The sequence below is a fragment of the Pseudomonas sp. GL_103 genome (assembly GCF_057835175.1).
In genome coordinates this window covers 2,745,139-2,763,600 of sequence record NZ_CM174420.1, presented here as the reverse complement: position 1 = coordinate 2,763,600, position 18,462 = coordinate 2,745,139, and the positions used below count along the sequence as shown (strand labels likewise).

Below are 18,462 nucleotides of genomic sequence, written 5' to 3'. Positions count from 1 at the left end.
GGCTGAGAATCCTCTGTGGTGTTCTCAAGAGGCGGTAATTCTCCAAATCCCGAACGGCTGATACGCCGGGTCGATCCGCATGAATTGCTGCTTGCCGTGCCAGGTCCAGCGATGGCCATTCATCAGGTCTTCGCCATGGGTGCTGGCGTAGTCCGGCAAGCCCATTTCCCACAACGGCAACTCGAAGTTTGCCTCCTGCACGTTGTGCGGATCGAGGCTGACCGCCACCAGAATGAAATTGCTGCCGTCAGAGCTGCGTTTACCGAAGTACAGGATGTTGTCGTTCCAGGCGTTGTAGACCTTCAGGCCCAGGTGCGTGTGCAACGCCGGGTTCTGCCGGCGGATGCGGTTGAGTTGGGCGATCTCGGCAATGATATTGCCCGGCGCATTGAAGTCCCTGGGGCGAATCTCATACTTCTCGGAGTCGAGGTACTCCTCCTTGCCCGGCACCGGCGCCGACTCGCACAACTCGAAACCCGAGTACATGCCCCACAGGCCCGAGCCCATGGTCGCCAGCACGGCGCGGATGAGAAACCCGGGGCGCCCGGATTCGTGGAGGAACGCCGGGTTGATGTCCGGCGTATTGACGAAAAAATTCGGCCGGTAGCATTCGCGCCACGGCGATTCGTTGAGTTCGGTGAAGTAGGTCGCCAGTTCGGCCTTGGTGTTGCGCCAAGTGAAATAGGTGTAGCTCTGGGAGTAACCGACCTTGCCCAGGCGCGCCATCATTGCCGGAGTGGTAAAGGCTTCGGCGAGGAAGATCACTTCGGGGTACAGCGCCCGTACATCGGCGATCAGCCATTGCCAAAACGGCAACGGCTTGGTGTGCGGGTTGTCGACGCGGAAGATCTTCACGCCCTCCTCGACCCAGCCGACCACGATGTCGCGCAGTTCCACCCACAGGCTCGGAATCGCCTCGGGGGCATAGAAGTCGACGTTGACGATGTCCTGGTACTTCTTCGGCGGGTTCTCCGCGTACTTGATCGTGCCGTCCGGCCGCCAGTTGAACCAGCCGGGGTGTTGTTTGAGCCACGGATGGTCCTGGGAGCACTGGATGGCAAAATCCAGGGCGATTTCCAGGCCATGGGCCGCAGCGGCCGCCACCAGTCGGCGGAAGTCTTCGCGGCTGCCCAACTGCGAGTGAATCGCCTCGTGCCCACCCTCCTCGCTGCCAATCGCATAGGGGCTACCCGGATCATCGGGGCCCGCCGTCAGCGAATTGTTCGGGCCTTTGCGGTAGCTGCGCCCGATCGGGTGGATCGGCGGGAAATACAGCACGTCGAAACCCATGTCCTGGATCATCGCCAGCCGCGAATGCACGTCATTGAAGGTGCCATGGCGCGCCGGACTGTCGGTGATCGAACGCGGGAACAATTCATACCAACTGGCGAACTGCGCCAGTTCGCGCTCCACATCCACCGGGTACTCCGGGCTCAGGCTCAGGTAGGCGCGATGATCGACGCGGGCCATGAGGTCGGCACTACGCGGGTGCAAAAACAGTGCAATCTGCTCGGTTTCAAGCAGCCCTGACAGTTCATGGTGCAAGGCCGCCAGTTGCTCGCTGAGTTGCCCTTCGCTGCGTTCGGCGGCCTGCTGGACATGAATCCGCCCTTCCTGCAGTTCCAGGCTGACGGGCACCGCCGCCGCATGCTTCTTTTCCAACTCGTAGCAAAAACTGGCGAACTGATCGATCCAGGCTTCGATACAGAACAGATAACGGCCCTGGCTGTCGACCCGGAACTGCCCTTGCCAGCCGTTGTTCCCCAGGTCGTTCATGGCCGCGCTTTGCCAGACGTCCTCGTCTTCGGCCCGCCAGCGTACGCGAACCGCCAGCTTGTCATGCCCGTCGGCGAAGACCTTGGCCGTCACCACCACGTCCTGCCCTACCACGGCCTTTACCGCGAACTGCCCGCCTTCAAGGGTCGGCATGATGTTTTCAATGACGATACGCGGCAGCAACAACGCCTGCGACAGCGGCATGTGCGGGTTGTAGCTCAACTCAGTCGGTTTTTCAGCCGTCATCGAGCCTCTCTCCTTACGCCCCATGGACGCGCTTGTGTCTGGTCGCCACCCCGCCGGGCGATCCACCCCGGGATGAAGTCCCTTAGGTTCCGAGCGACAGCCGCCGGGAAAGTTTCATCGGCAGTTTCCGGAATCAAGTCCTTCGCGCCGCGGTCAACCAACCAGTCCACCTACTTAAGCACGACTCACGCCATGTGCCACTGGAGGCTTGAACATTGAACAATCCATTCCTGCCACGACCCCACCGCCAAAGGAAGAACCTCCAACGACGATACCGCCGGTGATTGTGAATCCTGAATGACGACAATTGGTCGTTCCTGCGTAGAAACCAGGGACGACCATAAAAATGAATGACATTTCCCAAGAACGCGTAGTACCGGTCCTGAAGCGGCAATTCTGCCCGCCCGACACTTTACGAAACTTACACCCCCCACCTTAAATAGCCATCACTCCGTCAGCCTTGAGCGTGGCCAGCCATGAAAACGATTTTTTCCAGCGTCAGCGAATTCACAAGCAAAGCTAGCGCACAGCACCACGCGCTCAACCGTGAACGACCAATCGACGGCTGGCCTTCCTTTGAAAATATTCAACTACGAACTTCTTTGCTTCGAAGCCGAACGCAACCCCTCAGAACCATCAACCAGAAGCTCAATCATCAGGGATCTGGAGAATCATCTGTTGCAGGGTGATATTGACTACAGCCAGCACGAGCTCTCACAAACGCAAAGCAACGAGCAGGAATCAGGTTGTGAAACAACCTCCGCAGACGGGGTGAATCCCTGACAGGCAGGCGCGGAGGATGGACGCCGGCACTTGAAAGCCACCGACAGTGGTTCGGTTATTTGACCCAGATTGATCCGCACCTGCCGCCGCTGTTTTGGAAAGGCCCCTGGACCCGGCAGCGGCGGCTGCTTCAAGTTGTCGCAGGCTGCTTAAACACGGCCATCTGATCCGCTTTTTAATGCAATACCTGAGTCTGTTATGCAAACAGATCGCCGCTCATAGTGCTCATGCCTGATGGAGGCTGATGAGCGAAAGACCATGAGCGAGAGAATCCCCGTCCGAACCGTAGAAACATTCGAGCCTTCGCGTGCAAAGATGAAGGCCAAATCCAGCGACAACCTGATCCATACCCGCAGCTTCACCGGGCTGTTCCGCAACCTGCGCATCAGCGGCGCCGGTTTTCTGTTCTTGCTGTTTTTCGGCACCGTGTGGTTGAACTGGGGCGGCCGTCAGGCGGTGCTCTGGGATCTTTCCGAAAGCAAATTCCATATCTTCGGCGCGACCTTCTGGCCGCAGGATTTCATTCTGCTCTCGGCGCTGTTGATCATTGCCGCGTTCGGCCTGTTTGCGATCACCGTGTTCGCGGGACGGGTCTGGTGCGGCTACACCTGCCCACAAAGTTCGTGGACCTGGATCTTCATGTGGTGCGAGAAGATCACCGAAGGCGAACGCAACCAGCGGATCAAGTTGCAGGCCGCGCCGTGGGGCCTGAACAAGCTGATGCGTCGCTCGGCCAAGCACACCTTGTGGCTGGCCATCAGCCTGCTGACCGGCCTGACGTTCGTCGGCTACTTCACACCGATCCGGCCGTTGGCTGAAGAGCTGCTGACCTTCCAGATGAGTGGCGTCAGCCTGTTCTGGGTGCTGTTTTTTACCGGCGCCACGTACATCAATGCCGGTTGGCTGCGTGAAGCGGTGTGCATGCACATGTGCCCCTATGCGCGGTTCCAGAGTGTGATGTTCGACAAGGACACACTGACCATTTCCTACGACGTGGCCCGGGGCGAAAACCGTGGCCCGCGCAAACGCGAAGTCAAACCCGCCGAGGTCGGTTTGGGCGATTGCATCGATTGCCAGTTGTGCGTACAGGTCTGCCCCACCGGCATCGACATTCGCGATGGCTTGCAGATGGAATGCATCGGTTGCGCCGCGTGCATCGACGCCTGCGACTCGATCATGGACAAAATGGGCTACGCCCCTGGATTGATCAGCTACACGTCCGAGCATCAGTTGCAGGGTGGCAAGACACACCTGTTGCGTCCACGCCTGATCGGCTACACCGCCGTGCTGCTGGTGATGATCGCCGCCCTGGTGGTGGCGCTGGTGGAACGGCCGATGGTGTCCCTCGACGTCAGCAAGGACCGGGGCCTGTTCCGCGAGAACAGCCAGGGGCAGATCGAAAACATCTACAGTCTGAAGGTGATCAACAAAACCCAGCAGCGTCAGGACTATCAATTGAGCCTGGTGGATGCCGATGATTTCCAGTTGCAGGGCAGGACCGAATTCAGCCTGGCGCCGGGGGAGATTGTCGATGTGCCGGTGTCGGTGGCGATGCTCACGGAGCGTCCGGCCAGCAGTTCACAGAGCATCGGCTTCAAGGTGGTCGACAGCGATGAGCCTGGCGTCAACAGCGTGGCGAAGAGCCGGTTTGTTGCGCCGATGAATCGCTGAGCCTTTAAGATGCAAAGCTTTAAAGATCGCAGCCTTCGGCAGCTCCTACGCACGCAAGCCGATCCATTGTAGGAGCTGCCGAAGGCTGCGATCTTGGCGGTACGACCATCCCCTTTTTCCAAATGACACCCAACCGGGCTTTTGATGAAACGCTACGAAAAATTCGCCGACGACATCGCAGAACTGATCCGCTCCGGCGTCCTGGGTCCCGGCCAGCGGGTGCCTTCGGTGCGCTACGCCAGCCAGACCTACGGCGTCAGCCCGTCGACGGTGTTCCAGGCCTATTACCTGCTGGAACGTCGCGGCCTGATCCGCGCCCGTCCGCGCTCCGGCTATTTCGTCAACGCCCATGCACCCCGGCCGTTTTCCGAGCCGGTGATCAGCAACCAGGTCAACGAGTCGACGGAAGTCGACGTCAGCGAACTGGTGTTCTCGGTGCTCGACTCGATCAAGGACCCGAACACCGTGCCCTTCGGCTCGGCGTTCCCCAGCCCGACGCTGTTTCCACTGCAACGTTTGTCCCGCTCCCTGGCCAGCGCCAGCCGCGAGATGGACCCGCGCATGGTGGTCACCGACATGTCGCCGGGTAACCCGCAACTGCGCCGGCAAATCGCCCTGCGCTACATGGTCGGCGGGCTGATGTTGCCCATGGAAGAGTTGCTGATCACCAACGGCGCCCTGGAAGCACTCAATCTGTGCCTGCAAGCGGTGACCCAACCCGGCGATCTGGTGGCCATCGAAGCCCCGGCGTTCTACGCCTGTCTGCAAGTGCTCGAACGCCTGAAACTCAAGGCTGTGGAAATTCCCGTACACCCGCGAGACGGCATCGACCTCGGCGTGCTTGAGCAAACCCTGGAGCGCCATCCGATCAAGGCCTGCTGGTGCATGACCAGCTTCCAGAACCCCATGGGCGCGACCGTGCCCGAGGCCAAGAAACAGCAGCTTGTGGAACTGTTGCGCCGCCACCAGGTGCCGCTGATCGAAGACGATGTCTACGCCGAACTCTATTACGGCCAGCAAGCACCAAAGCCGGCCAAAGCCTTTGATACCGAAGGCCTGGTGATGCATTGCGGCTCGTTCGCCAAGAGCCTGGCCCCCGGCTACCGCATCGGCTGGGTCGCCGCCGGGCGTTACGCGCAGAAAATCGAACGACTGAAACTCATGACCTCGCTGTGCGCCTCGATGCCGGCCCAGGCCGCCATCGCCGATTACCTGCAACACGGTGGCTACGACCGGCACCTGCGTAAATTGCGTCACGCGCTGGAGGATCAACAGAGCGCCATGCTCGCCGCCATCGCCCGCTATTTCCCGGCGCAAACGCGGGTCAGCCAACCGGCGGGAGGGTACTTCTTGTGGCTGGAATTGCCGGAACAGATGGATTCGTTGAAGTTGTTCCAGATGGCATTGGCCCAAGGCATCAGCATTGCCCCGGGGCCGATCTTTTCACCGACCCAGCGCTTCAGGAATTGTATTCGGCTCAATTACGGCAGCCCGTGGACCGAGGACTCGGAGAAGGCGATGGAGACATTGGGGCGGATTGTGCGGTCGTTCTGATGGTTGGATGTTGCCTGCTCTATTGCCTTCGCGAGCAAGCCCGCTCCCACAAGGGTTTATCGGTGTACACAATATCTGTGAACACTGGAGATCCACTGTGGGAGCGAGCTTGCTCGCGATGAGGCCAGCGCAAACAACGCCTGTTTCGGGAGTTAACGCCCACCACCAAGATCGACAAAAGTCCCCGTCGCATAAGAAGCCTTGTCCGACAGCAACCAGACAATCGCCTCCGCCACTTCATCCGGACGCCCGCCCCGGGCCATCGGGATTGCCGACTCCAGTTTGCTGACCCGATCCGGATCGCCGCTCAAGGCATGGAAATCGGTATAGATGAAGCCGGGGCGCACGGCATTGACCCGAATCCCCTCACCCGCCACTTCCTTGGACAGGCCGATGGTGAAGGTGTCCAGCGCGCCTTTGGACGCTGCGTAATCCACGTACTCGTTGGGCGATCCCAAACGCGAGGCGACCGACGATACGTTGACGATGCTGCCGCCCTGCCCGCCATGCCTGGGCGACATGCGCAGGATCGCGTGCTTGGCACAGAGGATCGGCGCCAGGACGTTGGTTTTCATGATCTTGAGAATGCGGAACTCGGACATCTCGTCGACCCGGGACTTTTGCCCGACCGTGCCGGCGTTGTTCACCAGCGCGGTGACCCGACCCAGTTCAGTGTCTACCCGGTGGAACAGTGCGATGACTTCGTCTTCGATGCTGACGTCGGCCCGTACTGCAATGGCTTGCGCACCGAGGGCGCGGACTTGCTCCAGCACGCCGAGTGCGGCCTTTTCGTCCGCCTGGTAGTTGATGCAGATCCGATAGCCCTGCGCGGCGGCCAACAGCGCGGTGGCGGCACCAATGCCGCGGCTACCGCCGGTGATGACGATGACTTTGTCCATGCGAGCTTTCCCCCAATCAAAGCTTAAGCGGTCGGGGGCAAGAATAACCGCCATTGGCGGTTTTTGCATGGCTTCACATCAGCTGTCATGTCATCGACATCTCGCGCCCGGCACTGGCTTTCAACTGCTCGACCAACTGCTCCCCGCGATGGATTTCCACCATGAAACCCGCGGCCGGCAGCGGATGCCCCAGCAGGTAACCCTGCAACGAATCGCAGCCGAGCTGAGTCAGGAAGTCCTGCTGCACACCCGTCTCCACACCTTCGGCGACAATGCGCAGCCCCAGCGCCTGGCCGAGGGCGACGATGGCCGAAACGATGGCAGCGTCGTCGCTATCGTGCTCCAGGTCCCGGACAAAACCGCGGTCGATCTTCAGCTCGTTGGCCGGCAGGCGCTTGAGGTACATCAAGCTCGAATAGCCGGTACCAAAATCGTCGATGGACAGGTCGACACCCATTTCCGACAGTTCCTGAAGCACCGTCATACTCGCGTCGGCATCGCTCATGGCGGTGGTCTCGGTGATTTCCAGGGTCAGGCTGTTGGCCGGAAGATGGTGCGTCGCCAGCGCCTTGGCGACGCTCTGGACCAGCCCGGCATGGCAAAACTGAATGGCCGACAGGTTCACCGCGATGCGCCAATCGGTGTAGCCCAGCACGTACCACTCGCGCATCTGGCGGCACGCTTCGTTGAGCACCCACTCGCCGATCGGAATGATCAGTCCGGTTTTTTCCGCCAGTTCGATGAATTTGTCCGGCAACAGCATCCCTTGCGTCGGGTGCTGCCAGCGCAACAAGGCCTCGGCGCCCACTGGCCGGCCATTGGCGGCGTCGAACTTGGGCTGGTAATACAGGCTGAATTCCTGCTGTTCCACGGCGTTGCGCAAGTCCTGCAGCAATTGCAGCTGTTTGCGGGCGTTGGTGTTCATCGAGACATCGAAAAAGCTGTAGCCGTTTTTACCCGCGCCCTTGGCGTGATACATCGCCGCGTCGGCGTTCATCAGCAATTCGTGGGCGGACTGCCCGTTACCCGGGTAGAGCGCGATGCCGACGCTGGCGGAAATGTGCAAATCATGTTCGGCAACCCGGAACGCGCGCGCGATCAACCCGACCTGACGGGCCGCCAGGTTCAAGGCGTCGTTCTGTTCGCTCAATTGCACCAGCAACACGAACTCATCGCCGCCGATCCGTGCCAGGGTGTCCTGGCTGCGCAAGTCTTCGCGCAGGCGCAGGGCCACTTCGCGCAACAGCAGATCACCCATATGGTGGCCGAAGGCATCGTTGACCGGTTTGAAGCCGTCCAGGTCGATGAACATCAGGGCAAAGCACCCCCCTTCTTCCCGGACCCGCGACATGGCCTGATCGATTCGATCGGCGAGCAGCGTCCGGTTCGGCAACCCGGTGAGGGTGTCGTGCAGGGCCAGTTGGGTCAGTTCACGGTTGGCCTCGGTCAGCGACTGGGCCAGGCTCGCGGTGCGCGCCTCCAGGCGTGCATCGAGGATCGAGGTCAGCAAGGCAATGCTCAGCACTGCCAACGTGGTGATCAGCACCAGGTTGTCCAGGCCATTACCGCTCAATCCATTGGCCGCTGCTCCACAAAAACTGCCGTCGGCAAAGCGCGCGGCGGCCATCCCGGTGTAGTGCATGCCGACGATGGCGATGCCCATGACCACGGCGGCACCACCACGGATCAGACGGACATAAGGCGTGTGCTGGCGCAGATGGAATGCAATCCACAATGCCGCGCCCGAAGCACCGACAGCGATCAGCAGCGAGGCGCCAAACAGCGTCGGGTCATAGTCGATGCCCGGTTGCATGCGCATGGCGGCCATGCCGGTGTAGTGCATCGCGCTGATGCCGGCGCCCATGACCAACGCGCCAAAGGCCAGTTGCCAGACCGGCAATTGCGGCTGGCTGACCAGCCACAGCGCAAAACCGCTGGAGAGCACACCGATCAGCAGCGACAACAGGGTGATGGTGCCGTCGTACCCCAGGTCGATCGGCAACTTGAACGCGAGCATGCCGATAAAGTGCATCGACCAGATGCCGATGCCCATGGCAATGGCCCCGCCCGCGGTCCACAAATGCACGGCACGGCCTTTGGCGGTGGCAATGCGTCCAGTCAGGTCGAGTGCGGTGTATGAGGCGAGAATCGCTACACAGAGCGAAATGACAACCAGGGTGGGGGAATAGCTACCGATGAGCATGGGGACTTCTCGCGAATGCCCCCCCTTATTGGTATTGATTCTTGCTGGGGGGAAAATGCGGCGATTGTACTGATTCCAAAGGAGAACGCACTCACAAAATGAGCAAAGGGCCATCAGTCCGATAAAACGCTTGTTTTAAGGTTTTACATTAACTCGCTTCAAGCTGCTGGCGCCTGCCACAAGGAAGGCGTCGAGAGCACAAAACCTGTGGGATTGCAGCGTGCGTTAGATTGCGCTATCGGTTTTCGCTCACCTCAAGCTGCCCATCCCAGCCACCTCCTAATGCGGCAATCAACTGCACGCTGGCTATCAGGCGGCTTTGCAACAGGTCCAGGTTGCTGCGCTCATTGCTCAGCGCCGCCGCCTGGGTCACCACCACATCGATGTACGCAATCAAACCGGCCTTGTACTGGTTCTGGGTCAGGCGCAACGATTCACGGGCGGCATCCAGTGCCTGTTGGCGCACGACGGCCTCGTCCTGAAGCACCTTGAGCTGCACCAGGAAGTTTTCCACTTCGCGGAAGCCGTCCAGCACGGTCTGGCGGTACTTGGCCACCGTTTCGTCATAGGCCGCTTCACTGCGGTCGACTTCCGCCGAGCGCTGGCCGCCGTCGAACAGGGTCATGGCCAATTGCGGTCCCACCGACCAGAAGCGGTTCGGCAGGCTGATCCAGTTGGAATAGGTGCTGCTGCTGTAACCGCCGTTCATGCTCAGGGTCAGGTCGGGGTAATAGGCGGCCTTGGCCACGCCGATATTGGCGTTGGCAGCCATCACCGAGCGCTCGGCCGAAGCGATGTCCGGGCGACGCTCCAGCAACTGCGAAGGCAGTGCCGGCGGTACTTGCGGCAACTGCGGGATGTCCTGGCTTTCCGCCAGGCTGAACTGCGCCGGCGGCAGGCCGATCAGCACGGCAATGGCGTTTTCGAACTGGGCGCGTTGCCAGATCAGGTCGATCATATCGGCTTCGGTGCCTTTGAGCTGTGTCTGGGCCTGGGCCACCGCGTCCTTGCCCGATACGCCTGCGCGGTACTGGTTCTCGGTCATCTTCAACGAACGCTGATAGGCCTCGACCGTGTCCTGGAGCAAGCGCTTCTGGCCATCGATCACGCGCAGTTGCAGGTAATTCTGCACCAGCTCCGACTGTTGACTCAGGCGCATGGCCGCCAGATCGGCAAAGCTTGCCTGGGCATTGGCGGTGTCAGCTTCGAGGCCACGGCGCAGCTTGCCCCACACATCCGCTTCCCAACTGACGCCCGCCTGGGCCGAGTACGTGTCGCGAATACCGCTGGACGAACTGCTCAGGCTGGAGCTGCTGCTGCCGGTGCCCTGGCTTGAACGGTTCTTGCTGACGTTCAGGTCCACCGTCGGGAAAAACGCCCCCCGTGCGCTGCGCACCAAGGCCTGGGCCTGGCGGTACTGCGCTTCGGACTGGGCGACGGTCTGGTTGGCGCTGTTGAGTTTTTCGATCAGGTCGTTGAGCTGCCGGTCGCCATACAACTCCCACCACGCGCCGCGCGCCAGGGCATCGCTCGGATTGGCCTGACGCCAGCCCTCTGCCGCCTTGTACTGCGCAGGTTCGGCGGTTTGCGGGCGCTGGTAATCCGGGCCGACGGCGCAGGCACTAAGCATCGCCACGCACAGTGACAGGCTCAACAGGCGCGAGCCTCGGGCCGTGAGCAGCGGTGCAGCCAGGTTGAAAAGCGAACGGTCAGTCATAGCGGAGTTTCCAGAGCAGCATCGGTACGCACCCCACGCCATTTATTGAAGCGATGGCGCAGTCTGTCGAGATAGAGGTAAACCACCGGGGTGGTGTAAAGCGTCAGCACCTGGCTGAAGATCAGCCCGCCGATGATGGTCAGGCCCAGCGGCTGGCGCATTTCCGCCCCTTCGGCGCGGCTCAGCAGCAACGGCAGGGCACCGAGGATCGCCGCCAGGGTGGTCATCAGGATAGGTCGCAAACGTTGCAGGCAGGCGCTGCGAATCGATTCCAGCGGGGCCATTCCCTGGTGTCGCTCCAGCTGCAACGCCAGGTCGATCATCAGGATGGCGTTTTTCTTCACTACCCCAATCAGCAGGAACAACCCGAGCAACGAGATCAGGCTGAATTCGCCACCCAGCACATAGATCGACAGCAACGCGCCGACCCCGGCCGACGGCAAGGTCGAGAGAATCGTCAGCGGGTGAATGTAGCTTTCATACAACACACCCAACACCAGATACACCGCCACCAGCGCCCCCAGAATCATCCATGGCTGACTTTTTTGAGTCGCCGCGAAAGCGTTGGCTGTGCCGGCCATTTTCGCGATCACGTCTTCCGGCAGGCCGACCTTGGCAATCGCCCGCTCGATGGCGGCACCGCCCTGCTCCACGGTCACGCCTTCGGCCATGTCGAAGGCAATGCTTTCCGAAGCAAACTGGCCTTCGTGGCTGACCCGGTCGTTTTCCAGGCTGTTTTCGTAATGGGCGATGGTCGACAGCGGAATCCGCGCGCCGTCAGCGGTGATCACCTGGACCTGCTTGAGGGTGATCGGGTCCTGGGCGTACTTCGGATTGACCTCCATCACCACCTGGTACTGGTTGAGGCTGTCGTAGATGGTCGATATCTGCCGCTGGCTGTAGGCGTTGTTCAGCACCGCCGTGACCATGTCCATGTCGACACCCAGGCGCTTGGCCTGGTCACGGTCGACGATCAGGGTCACTTGCCGCGCGCCGCGGCCTTCCCGCGCATCGATCGCCGTCAGCTCCGGCAAGGCCCTGAGCGCGGTGACGACTTTCGGATACCACTCGCGCAATGCCCCCAGATCCCCGCTCTGCAGGATGTACGAGTACTGCGAGGTGGTCTGCTCGCGACCGCCACCGAATTGCAGGTCCTGGTCCGCCATGAGCATCAGTTGTGCCCCGGGCACCTTGGGCATTTCCTTGCGCAGGCGTTCGATGACTTTCTGCGCGGAAATGCTGCGCTCCTTGATCGGCTTGAGGCGCACCAGCATGAAGGCGTTGTTGGTGCCGTTGTTGCCGCCAATGAACCCGGCGACGCTTTCTACCGCTTCATCCTTCAACACAGCCCGACGGAAAATCTCCATCTTCGGCTGCATCACGCTGAAGGACAGACCGTCGTCGCCGCGCACGAAACCGATCAGCTGGCCGGTATCCTGCTGTGGTAAAAACGTTTTATGAACAACAACATACAGCGCAATATTAACGCCAATTGTCACGAACAGACTGAACAAGGTCAGGCGCTTGTGGCGCAGCACCCAGTCGAGGCTGGTGGCGTATTTGCCGACCATCCAGTCGTTGGTCCGCCGGCTCCAGCGTTGCAGGCGGTTCTCCTGCCCCGGCGTGTGCGGCTTGAGCCAGCGGGCGCAGAGCATCGGCGTCAGGGTCAACGACACCACCAGCGAGACCACGATGGCCGCCGCCAGGGTGATGGAAAATTCGCGGAACAGGCTTTCAATGATCCCGCCCATGAACAGGATCGACAGGAACACCGCCACCAGCGACACGTTCATCGACAGCAAGGTAAAACCGACTTCCTGGGCACCCAGGTACGCCGCCCGCATCGGCCGCACGCCTTCGTCGATGTGCCGGGAAATGTTCTCCAGCACCACGATGGCATCGTCCACCACCAGCCCGGTGGCCAGGATGAGCGCCATCAGTGACAGGTTGTTCAGCGAAAAGCCGTAGAGGTACATCACGGCAAAGGTGCCAACCAGCGACACCGGCACCGCCAGGGTCGGGATCAGCGAGGCGCGGAAGTTACCGAGGAACAGGAATACCACCAGGATCACCAGCGCCACCGCGATCAGCAGGGTCATTTCCGCTTCGTGCAGCGTGGCCTTGATCACCGGCGAGCGGTCCATGGCCAGGTTCAGCTTGACGCTGGCCGGCAGCACCGCCTGCAACGCCGGCAACTGCGCCTTGATCTCATTGACCGTCTCGATGATGTTGGCGCCGGCCTGCCGGTTGATCACCAGCAGCACCGCCGCGTCATCGTTGAAGAAGCCGCTGTTGTAGCGGTCCTCGACCCCATCGCTGACCTTGGCCACGTCCTTCAGGCGCAGGGCCGCGCCACCGTTGTAGTGGATGATCAGCGACTCGTAGTCCTTGGCTTTTTCCAGCTGGTCGTTGGCCTGGACCTGCCACAACCGCTGATCGTCTTCCACCGAGCCCTTGGGCCGGCGCACGTTGGCGTTGGCGATGGTATTGCGCACATCGTCCAGGGCCACGCCGTACTGGTTCAGCGACTGCGGTTCAAGCTCGATACGTACCGCCGGCAGCGAACTGCCGCCGATCTGCACCTCGCCGACGCCCTGCACCTGGGACAGGCTCTGGGACAGGATCGTCGAGGCCAGGTCATAGAGCTGGCCTTTTTCCAGCACATCGGACGTCAGCGACAGCACCATGATCGGCGCCTGGGACGGGTTGACCTTCTTGTAGGTCGGCATGCTGCGCATCCCGCTCGGCAGCAGGGTGCGCGAGGCGTTGATGGCCGCCTGCACTTCCCGCGCCGCGCCGTTGATGTCGCGGTCGAGGTCGAATTGCAGGATCACCCGGGTCGAACCCTGGCTGGAGCGGCTGCTCATGGTGTTGACCCCGGCAATGCTGCCGAAGGAGCGCTCCAGAGGCGTGGCCACGGTCGACGCCATCACCTCGGGGCTGGCCCCGGGCAGGCTGGCCTGGACCACGATCACCGGAAAGTCCATTTGCGGCAGCGGCGACACGGGCAGTAAACCGAAGCTCACGCCGCCCAGCAGCATGATCGCCAGGCTCAGCAACATGGTCGCGACCGGGCGCTTGATGAAAGGACCGGAAAGGTTCATGGCTGCTCTACCGCTTCCACGGACTCAGGCTTGCGGCCCCAGCGCCGACCGAGACGGTCGAAATACAGGTAGATCACAGGCGTGGTGAACAGCGTCAGAATCTGACTCAGCAACAGGCCGCCGACCATCACCAGACCCAGCGGCTGGCGCAGTTCCGCGCCGGAACCCGTAGCCAGCATCAACGGCACGGCACCGAACAGCGCGGCCAGGGTGGTCATCAGAATCGGCCGGAAACGCAGCAAGGCCGCCTGATAGATCGCCGTTTGCGGGTCCATGCCCTGGTTGCGTTCGGCGTCGAGGGCGAAGTCGATCATCATGATCGCGTTCTTCTTCACAATGCCGATCAGCAGAATGATGCCGATGATCGCGATCATGCCCAGGTCGTTGCCGCTGAGGATCAACGCCAGCAAGGCGCCCACCGCCGCCGACGGCAGGGTCGAAAGAATGGTGATCGGGTGGATGTAGCTCTCATAGAGCACGCCCAGCACGATGTACATGGTCACCACCGCCGCCAGGATCAGCAGCAAGGTGCTCGACAGCGAGGCCTGGAAAGCCTCCGCCGCGCCCTGGAACTGGGTCTGCACGCCAATCGGCATGCCGATGTCCTTCTGCACCTGCTCGATGATCTCGACCGCATGCCCCAGCGCCACGCCGGGCGCCAGGTTGAAGGACATCATCACCGCCGGGAACTGGCCGATGTGGGTGATGGCCAGTTGCGCCTGACGCTCTTCGATGCGCGCCAGGCTGGACAGGCGCACCTGCCCGCCATCGGTGGTCTTGACGTGAATCTGGTTCAACGCATCCGGGCCGATCTTCTCGCCGGACTGCGATTGCAACACCACGCGGTACTGACTGGCCTGGGTGTAGATCGTGGAAATCTGCCGCTGACCGAAGGCGTCGTACAGCGCATCGGTGATGTTCGACACCGACACCCCGACCCGCGACGCCGCATCGCGGTCGATCACCAGATAGACTTGCAAGCCCTTGTCCTGCAAATCGCTGGCAACGTCGGTCAATTCCGGCCGGTCGGCCAAGGCCTCGACCAGACGCCCGCTCCACAGGCTCAGCAACGCCGAGTCCGGCGATGACATGCTGAACTGGTACTGCGTGCGGCTGACCCGGTCTTCGATGGTCAGGTCCTGCACCGGCTGCATGAACAAGCGGATGCCGACCAGTTTGTCCAGTTCCGGTTGCAGCCGGGCAATCACTTGCGTGGCGCTCAGGTCGCGGTTGTGGTGCGACTTGAGGTTGATCAGCAACCGACCGCTGTTGAGGGTCGAGTTGTCGCCATCCACGCCAATGTAGGAAGACAGACTCTCGACCGCCGGGTCGGCCAGGATGACCTTGGCCAGTTCCTGCTGGCGCTCGCTCATCGCAGCGAAGGAAATCGATTGCGGCGCTTCGGATATGCCCTGGATGACGCCGGTGTCCTGCACCGGGAAGAAGCCCTTGGGCACCACCATGTACAGGAATACCGTCAGCGCCAAAGTGCCAATGGCCACCATCAAGGTCAGCGGCTGGTGCTTGAGCACCCACTGCAATTTGCGTCCGTAGGCGGCGATCATCCAGTCTATGAACGCGCCGCTGGCACGGTAGAAGCGGCCCTGCTCTGCTTCCTTGGGTTCACGCTTGAGCAACCGCGCACACATCATCGGCGTCAGGGTCAGGGACACCACCAGGGAAATCAGGATCGCCACCGCCAGGGTGATGGCGAACTCACGGAACAAGCGCCCGACCACGTCCGCCATGAACAGCAGCGGAATCAGCACGGCGATCAGCGACAACGTCAGGGAGATCAGGGTGAACCCGATCTGCTTGGCGCCCTTGAGCGCCGCGTTCAGAGGGCTGTCGCCTTCTTCGATGTATCGGGAAATGTTCTCCAGCATGACGATCGCATCGTCCACCACGAAACCGGTGGCGATGGTCAGGGCCATCAGGGTCAGGTTGTTGACCGAGAACCCCGCCAGATACATCACGCCGAAGGTACCGATCAGCGACAGCGGCACGGCCACCGACGGAATGATCGTGGCGCTGGCGCGACGCAGGAACAGGAAGGTGACCATGACCACCAGGGCGATGGCGATCAGCAATTCGTGCTGCACGTCCTTGACCGAGGCGCGGATGGTCTGGGTGCGGTCGGTCAGCACTACCACGTCGAGACCGGCCGGCAGGTTGTCGGTGATGCTCGGCAGCAGGGCCTTGATCCGGTCCACCACCTCGATCACGTTGGCGCCGGGCTGACGCTGGATGTTCAGCAGCACGGCCTGGTTCTCGTTGGCCCACGCAGCCAGACGCTCGTTCTCGGCGCCGTCGACGATTTCCGCCACGTCCTTGAGTCGCAATGGCGCGCCGTTGGCGTAGGCCAGGATCAGGTTGGCGTAGTCCTTGGGCGACGTCAGTTGATCGTTGGCATCGAGCATCGAGACCCGGGTCGGGCCGTCGAAGTTGCCCTTGGGCTGGTTGACGTTGGAGGCGCCGATCAGGGTACGCACGTCCGATAGGTTCAGACCATTGGCAGCCAGCGCTTCCGGATTGACCTTGATGCGCACGGCCTGGCGTTGACCACCGGCAATGCTGACCATGCCGACGCCGCTGATCTGGGCAATCTTCTGCGCCATGCGCGTATCGACCAGGTCATTGAGCTTGGGCAGCAGCATGGTCTTGGAGGTGATGGCCAGGGTCAGCACCGGCGTGTCGGCCGGGTTGACCTTGTTGTACACCGGCGGCGCCGGCAGGTCCTTGGGCAACAGGTTGGTCGCGGCATTGATCGCCGCCTGCACTTGTTGCTCGGCAACGTCCATGTTGATGTCGAGGCTGAAACGCAGGGTCAGCACCGATGCGCCGCCGGAACTGGTGGAAGCCATTTGTGTCAGGCCGGGCATTTGCCCGAACTGCCGCTCAAGCGGCGCAGTCACCGCGCTGGTCATGACATCCGGGCTGGCGCCGGGGTACAGGGTCATGACGCGAATGGTCGGGTAATCGACCTGGGGCAGCGCCGACACCGGCAGCAGCCGATAGGCGATGACGCCGGCCAGGATAATGGCCAGCATGCTCAGCGTGGTGGCTACCGGGCGAAGGATGAACAGCCGCGAGAGATTCATGCGCCGCCCTTTTTCGCCTTGTCGGTGGTCGCAGGCTCAGCCGCGTTGACCGCCGACTTTCCTTGCAGGTGTTCGGTTGGCGTGGTCGGCACGTCCTGGCTGTCGTTGACCACCTCCACGTCGCTGCCGTCCTTCAGGCGGTCGGTGCCTTCCAATACGACCCGATCGCCTGCCGACAGGCCTTCGGTGACCACGGTGCTCAGGCCGTCACTGGCGCCGACTTTCAACTGACGGATCTTGACCTTCTTGTCACCGTCCAGGACATAGGCGAACGTGCCGTTGGTGCCGAACTGGATCGCGGCGGAAGGCGCCAGTACGACGTCTTTGAGGGTGTCGGCCAACAGGCGCACATTGACGAACTGGTTGGGGAACAGCGACTGATCGCGGTTCTCGTAACGGGCCTTGAATTTCAGGGTGCCGGTGGTGACGTCGATCTGGTTGTCCAGGCTCTGCAGCACGCCAGTCGCCTGTAATTTGGTATCACCGCGATCCCAGGCTTCAGCCGGCAACTTGGCGCCGCTGCGATAACGGGCAAGCACGGTGTCGAGGCTGTTTTCCGGGAGGGTGAAGGCCACGCTGATCGGTTGGGTCTGGGTGATGATCGCCAGTGCGGTGGTGTCGTTGGCCGCGACCAGGTTGCCGACGTCCAGTTGACGCAGGCCGACGCGACCGGTGATCGGTGCGCGGATCCGGGTGAATTCGAGGTTGAGCCTGGCGTCGTTGACCGCCGCCTGATTGGTCTTGACCGTGCCCTGGAACTGACCAACCAGCGCTTCGGCGGTGTCCAGGGTCTGCTTGGCAATACTGTCTTCGCGGTACAGGCCGCGATAGCGCTCGACGTCGACCTGGGCATTTTTCAGCTGCGCCTGATTCTGCAGCAAGGTGCCCTCGGCCTGAAGCAAGGCATTCTGGTACGGGCGCGGGTCGATTTCGGCGAGCAGGTCGCCGGCCTTGACCATCTGCCCTTCTTCGAAATGGATCTTGACCAGCTCACCGCCGACGCGGCTGCGGACATTGATGGTGTTCAGCGCCGTGACCGTGCCCAGCGCCTTGAAATACAGCGGGAAATCCCCCTTGACCGCCGGAGCCACGCGCACCGGTACCGGTCCGGACGCGCCACCGAATCCAGGTCGCATCCCGCCTGACCTGCCGGTTTGCCCGGCGACGGCTTTCTGCCCCGCAGCCTCTTTGGGTGCAGCGCTGCCGGGCCAGAATTTCCAGCACAGGGCGGCGATGACCAACAAGACAAGCAGGCCGAACAGCCAGCGACGAGGACTACGGGAAGCGGAGGATTGCATTGAGTGATCAACCATTGGGCGCGTGGGCTTTTTTACATGAGGCTGAACGATAAGCACTGGCGGGTCTGAAGCAAAGCGCCTTTACCGGCAATTTACCTTCGGCTTACGTA

General features: G+C 61.6%; 10 protein-coding genes. 3 read left to right on the top strand and 7 right to left on the bottom strand.

Going from position 1 to position 18,462, the window contains the following annotated elements; translation table 11 throughout:
- Window positions 1–24 precede the first annotated feature (24 nt).
- Window positions 25–2,022 carry an alpha-1,4-glucan--maltose-1-phosphate maltosyltransferase gene (locus tag AC3IP0_RS12660; RefSeq protein ID WP_489327555.1) on the bottom strand — a complete coding sequence of 666 codons (1,998 nt, stop codon included), beginning with the start codon at window positions 2,020–2,022 and terminating at the stop codon, window positions 25–27.
- A 546-nt stretch (window positions 2,023–2,568) separates the two neighbouring features.
- Here AC3IP0_RS12660 and AC3IP0_RS12655 point away from each other — a divergent pair.
- From AC3IP0_RS12655 to mapR, 3 genes are all read left to right on the top strand, one after another.
- Window positions 2,569–2,805 carry a hypothetical protein gene (locus AC3IP0_RS12655; RefSeq protein ID WP_489327554.1) on the top strand — a complete coding sequence of 79 codons (237 nt, stop codon included), beginning with the start codon at window positions 2,569–2,571 and terminating at the stop codon, window positions 2,803–2,805.
- A gap of 258 nt (window positions 2,806–3,063) precedes the next feature.
- Window positions 3,064–4,476: a cytochrome c oxidase accessory protein CcoG gene (ccoG, locus tag AC3IP0_RS12650; RefSeq protein ID WP_489327552.1), complete on the top strand. Its 1,413-nt coding sequence runs from the start codon at window positions 3,064–3,066 to the stop codon at window positions 4,474–4,476.
- Between the two features lie 144 nt (window positions 4,477–4,620).
- On the top strand, window positions 4,621–6,030 hold the full coding sequence (mapR, locus tag AC3IP0_RS12645; protein WP_489327551.1) for a GntR family transcriptional regulator MpaR: 1,410 nt from the start codon (window positions 4,621–4,623) through the stop codon (window positions 6,028–6,030).
- A gap of 152 nt (window positions 6,031–6,182) precedes the next feature.
- Here the strand turns inward: mapR and AC3IP0_RS12640 are convergent, their stop codons facing one another.
- From AC3IP0_RS12640 to AC3IP0_RS12615, 6 genes are all read right to left on the bottom strand, one after another.
- A complete protein-coding gene (locus tag AC3IP0_RS12640) occupies window positions 6,183–6,929 on the bottom strand; it encodes an SDR family oxidoreductase (protein WP_489319489.1) in 747 nt (248 codons plus the stop codon).
- Window positions 6,930–7,014: 85 nt separating this feature from the next.
- Entirely contained in the window at window positions 7,015–9,132 is a 2,118-nt protein-coding gene (locus AC3IP0_RS12635) for a putative bifunctional diguanylate cyclase/phosphodiesterase (protein WP_489327549.1), read from the bottom strand.
- Between the two features lie 235 nt (window positions 9,133–9,367).
- Window positions 9,368–10,849, bottom strand: coding sequence for an efflux transporter outer membrane subunit (locus AC3IP0_RS12630; RefSeq protein ID WP_489319487.1), 1,482 nt, complete (start codon window positions 10,847–10,849; stop codon window positions 9,368–9,370).
- Window positions 10,846–13,953 carry an efflux RND transporter permease subunit gene (locus tag AC3IP0_RS12625; protein ID WP_489327548.1) on the bottom strand — a complete coding sequence of 1,036 codons (3,108 nt, stop codon included), beginning with the start codon at window positions 13,951–13,953 and terminating at the stop codon, window positions 10,846–10,848. Before AC3IP0_RS12625 ends, AC3IP0_RS12630 begins: the two co-directional genes overlap by 4 nt.
- On the bottom strand, window positions 13,950–17,054 hold the full coding sequence (locus tag AC3IP0_RS12620; RefSeq protein WP_489327547.1) for an MdtB/MuxB family multidrug efflux RND transporter permease subunit: 3,105 nt from the start codon (window positions 17,052–17,054) through the stop codon (window positions 13,950–13,952). The genes AC3IP0_RS12625 and AC3IP0_RS12620 overlap by 4 nt, the downstream gene beginning before the upstream one ends.
- Window positions 17,051–18,367 (bottom strand): MdtA/MuxA family multidrug efflux RND transporter periplasmic adaptor subunit, encoded by a 1,317-nt coding sequence (locus tag AC3IP0_RS12615; RefSeq protein ID WP_489319484.1) that lies wholly within the window; start codon window positions 18,365–18,367, stop codon window positions 17,051–17,053. The genes AC3IP0_RS12620 and AC3IP0_RS12615 overlap by 4 nt, the downstream gene beginning before the upstream one ends.
- Window positions 18,368–18,462: the final 95 nt, after the last annotated feature.

Coding starts and splice junctions, on each gene's coding strand:
- ccoG (WP_489327552.1), top strand. CDS start 3,064: ATGAGCGAGAGAATCCCCGTCCGAACCGTAGAAACATTCGAGCCTTCG.
- AC3IP0_RS12635 (WP_489327549.1), bottom strand. CDS start 9,132: ATGCTCATCGGTAGCTATTCCCCCACCCTGGTTGTCATTTCGCTCTGT.
- AC3IP0_RS12640 (WP_489319489.1), bottom strand. CDS start 6,929: ATGGACAAAGTCATCGTCATCACCGGCGGTAGCCGCGGCATTGGTGCC.
- AC3IP0_RS12660 (WP_489327555.1), bottom strand. CDS start 2,022: ATGACGGCTGAAAAACCGACTGAGTTGAGCTACAACCCGCACATGCCG.
- AC3IP0_RS12625 (WP_489327548.1), bottom strand. CDS start 13,953: ATGAACCTTTCCGGTCCTTTCATCAAGCGCCCGGTCGCGACCATGTTG.
- mapR (WP_489327551.1), top strand. CDS start 4,621: ATGAAACGCTACGAAAAATTCGCCGACGACATCGCAGAACTGATCCGC.
- AC3IP0_RS12630 (WP_489319487.1), bottom strand. CDS start 10,849: ATGACTGACCGTTCGCTTTTCAACCTGGCTGCACCGCTGCTCACGGCC.
- AC3IP0_RS12615 (WP_489319484.1), bottom strand. CDS start 18,367: ATGGTTGATCACTCAATGCAATCCTCCGCTTCCCGTAGTCCTCGTCGC.
- AC3IP0_RS12620 (WP_489327547.1), bottom strand. CDS start 17,054: ATGAATCTCTCGCGGCTGTTCATCCTTCGCCCGGTAGCCACCACGCTG.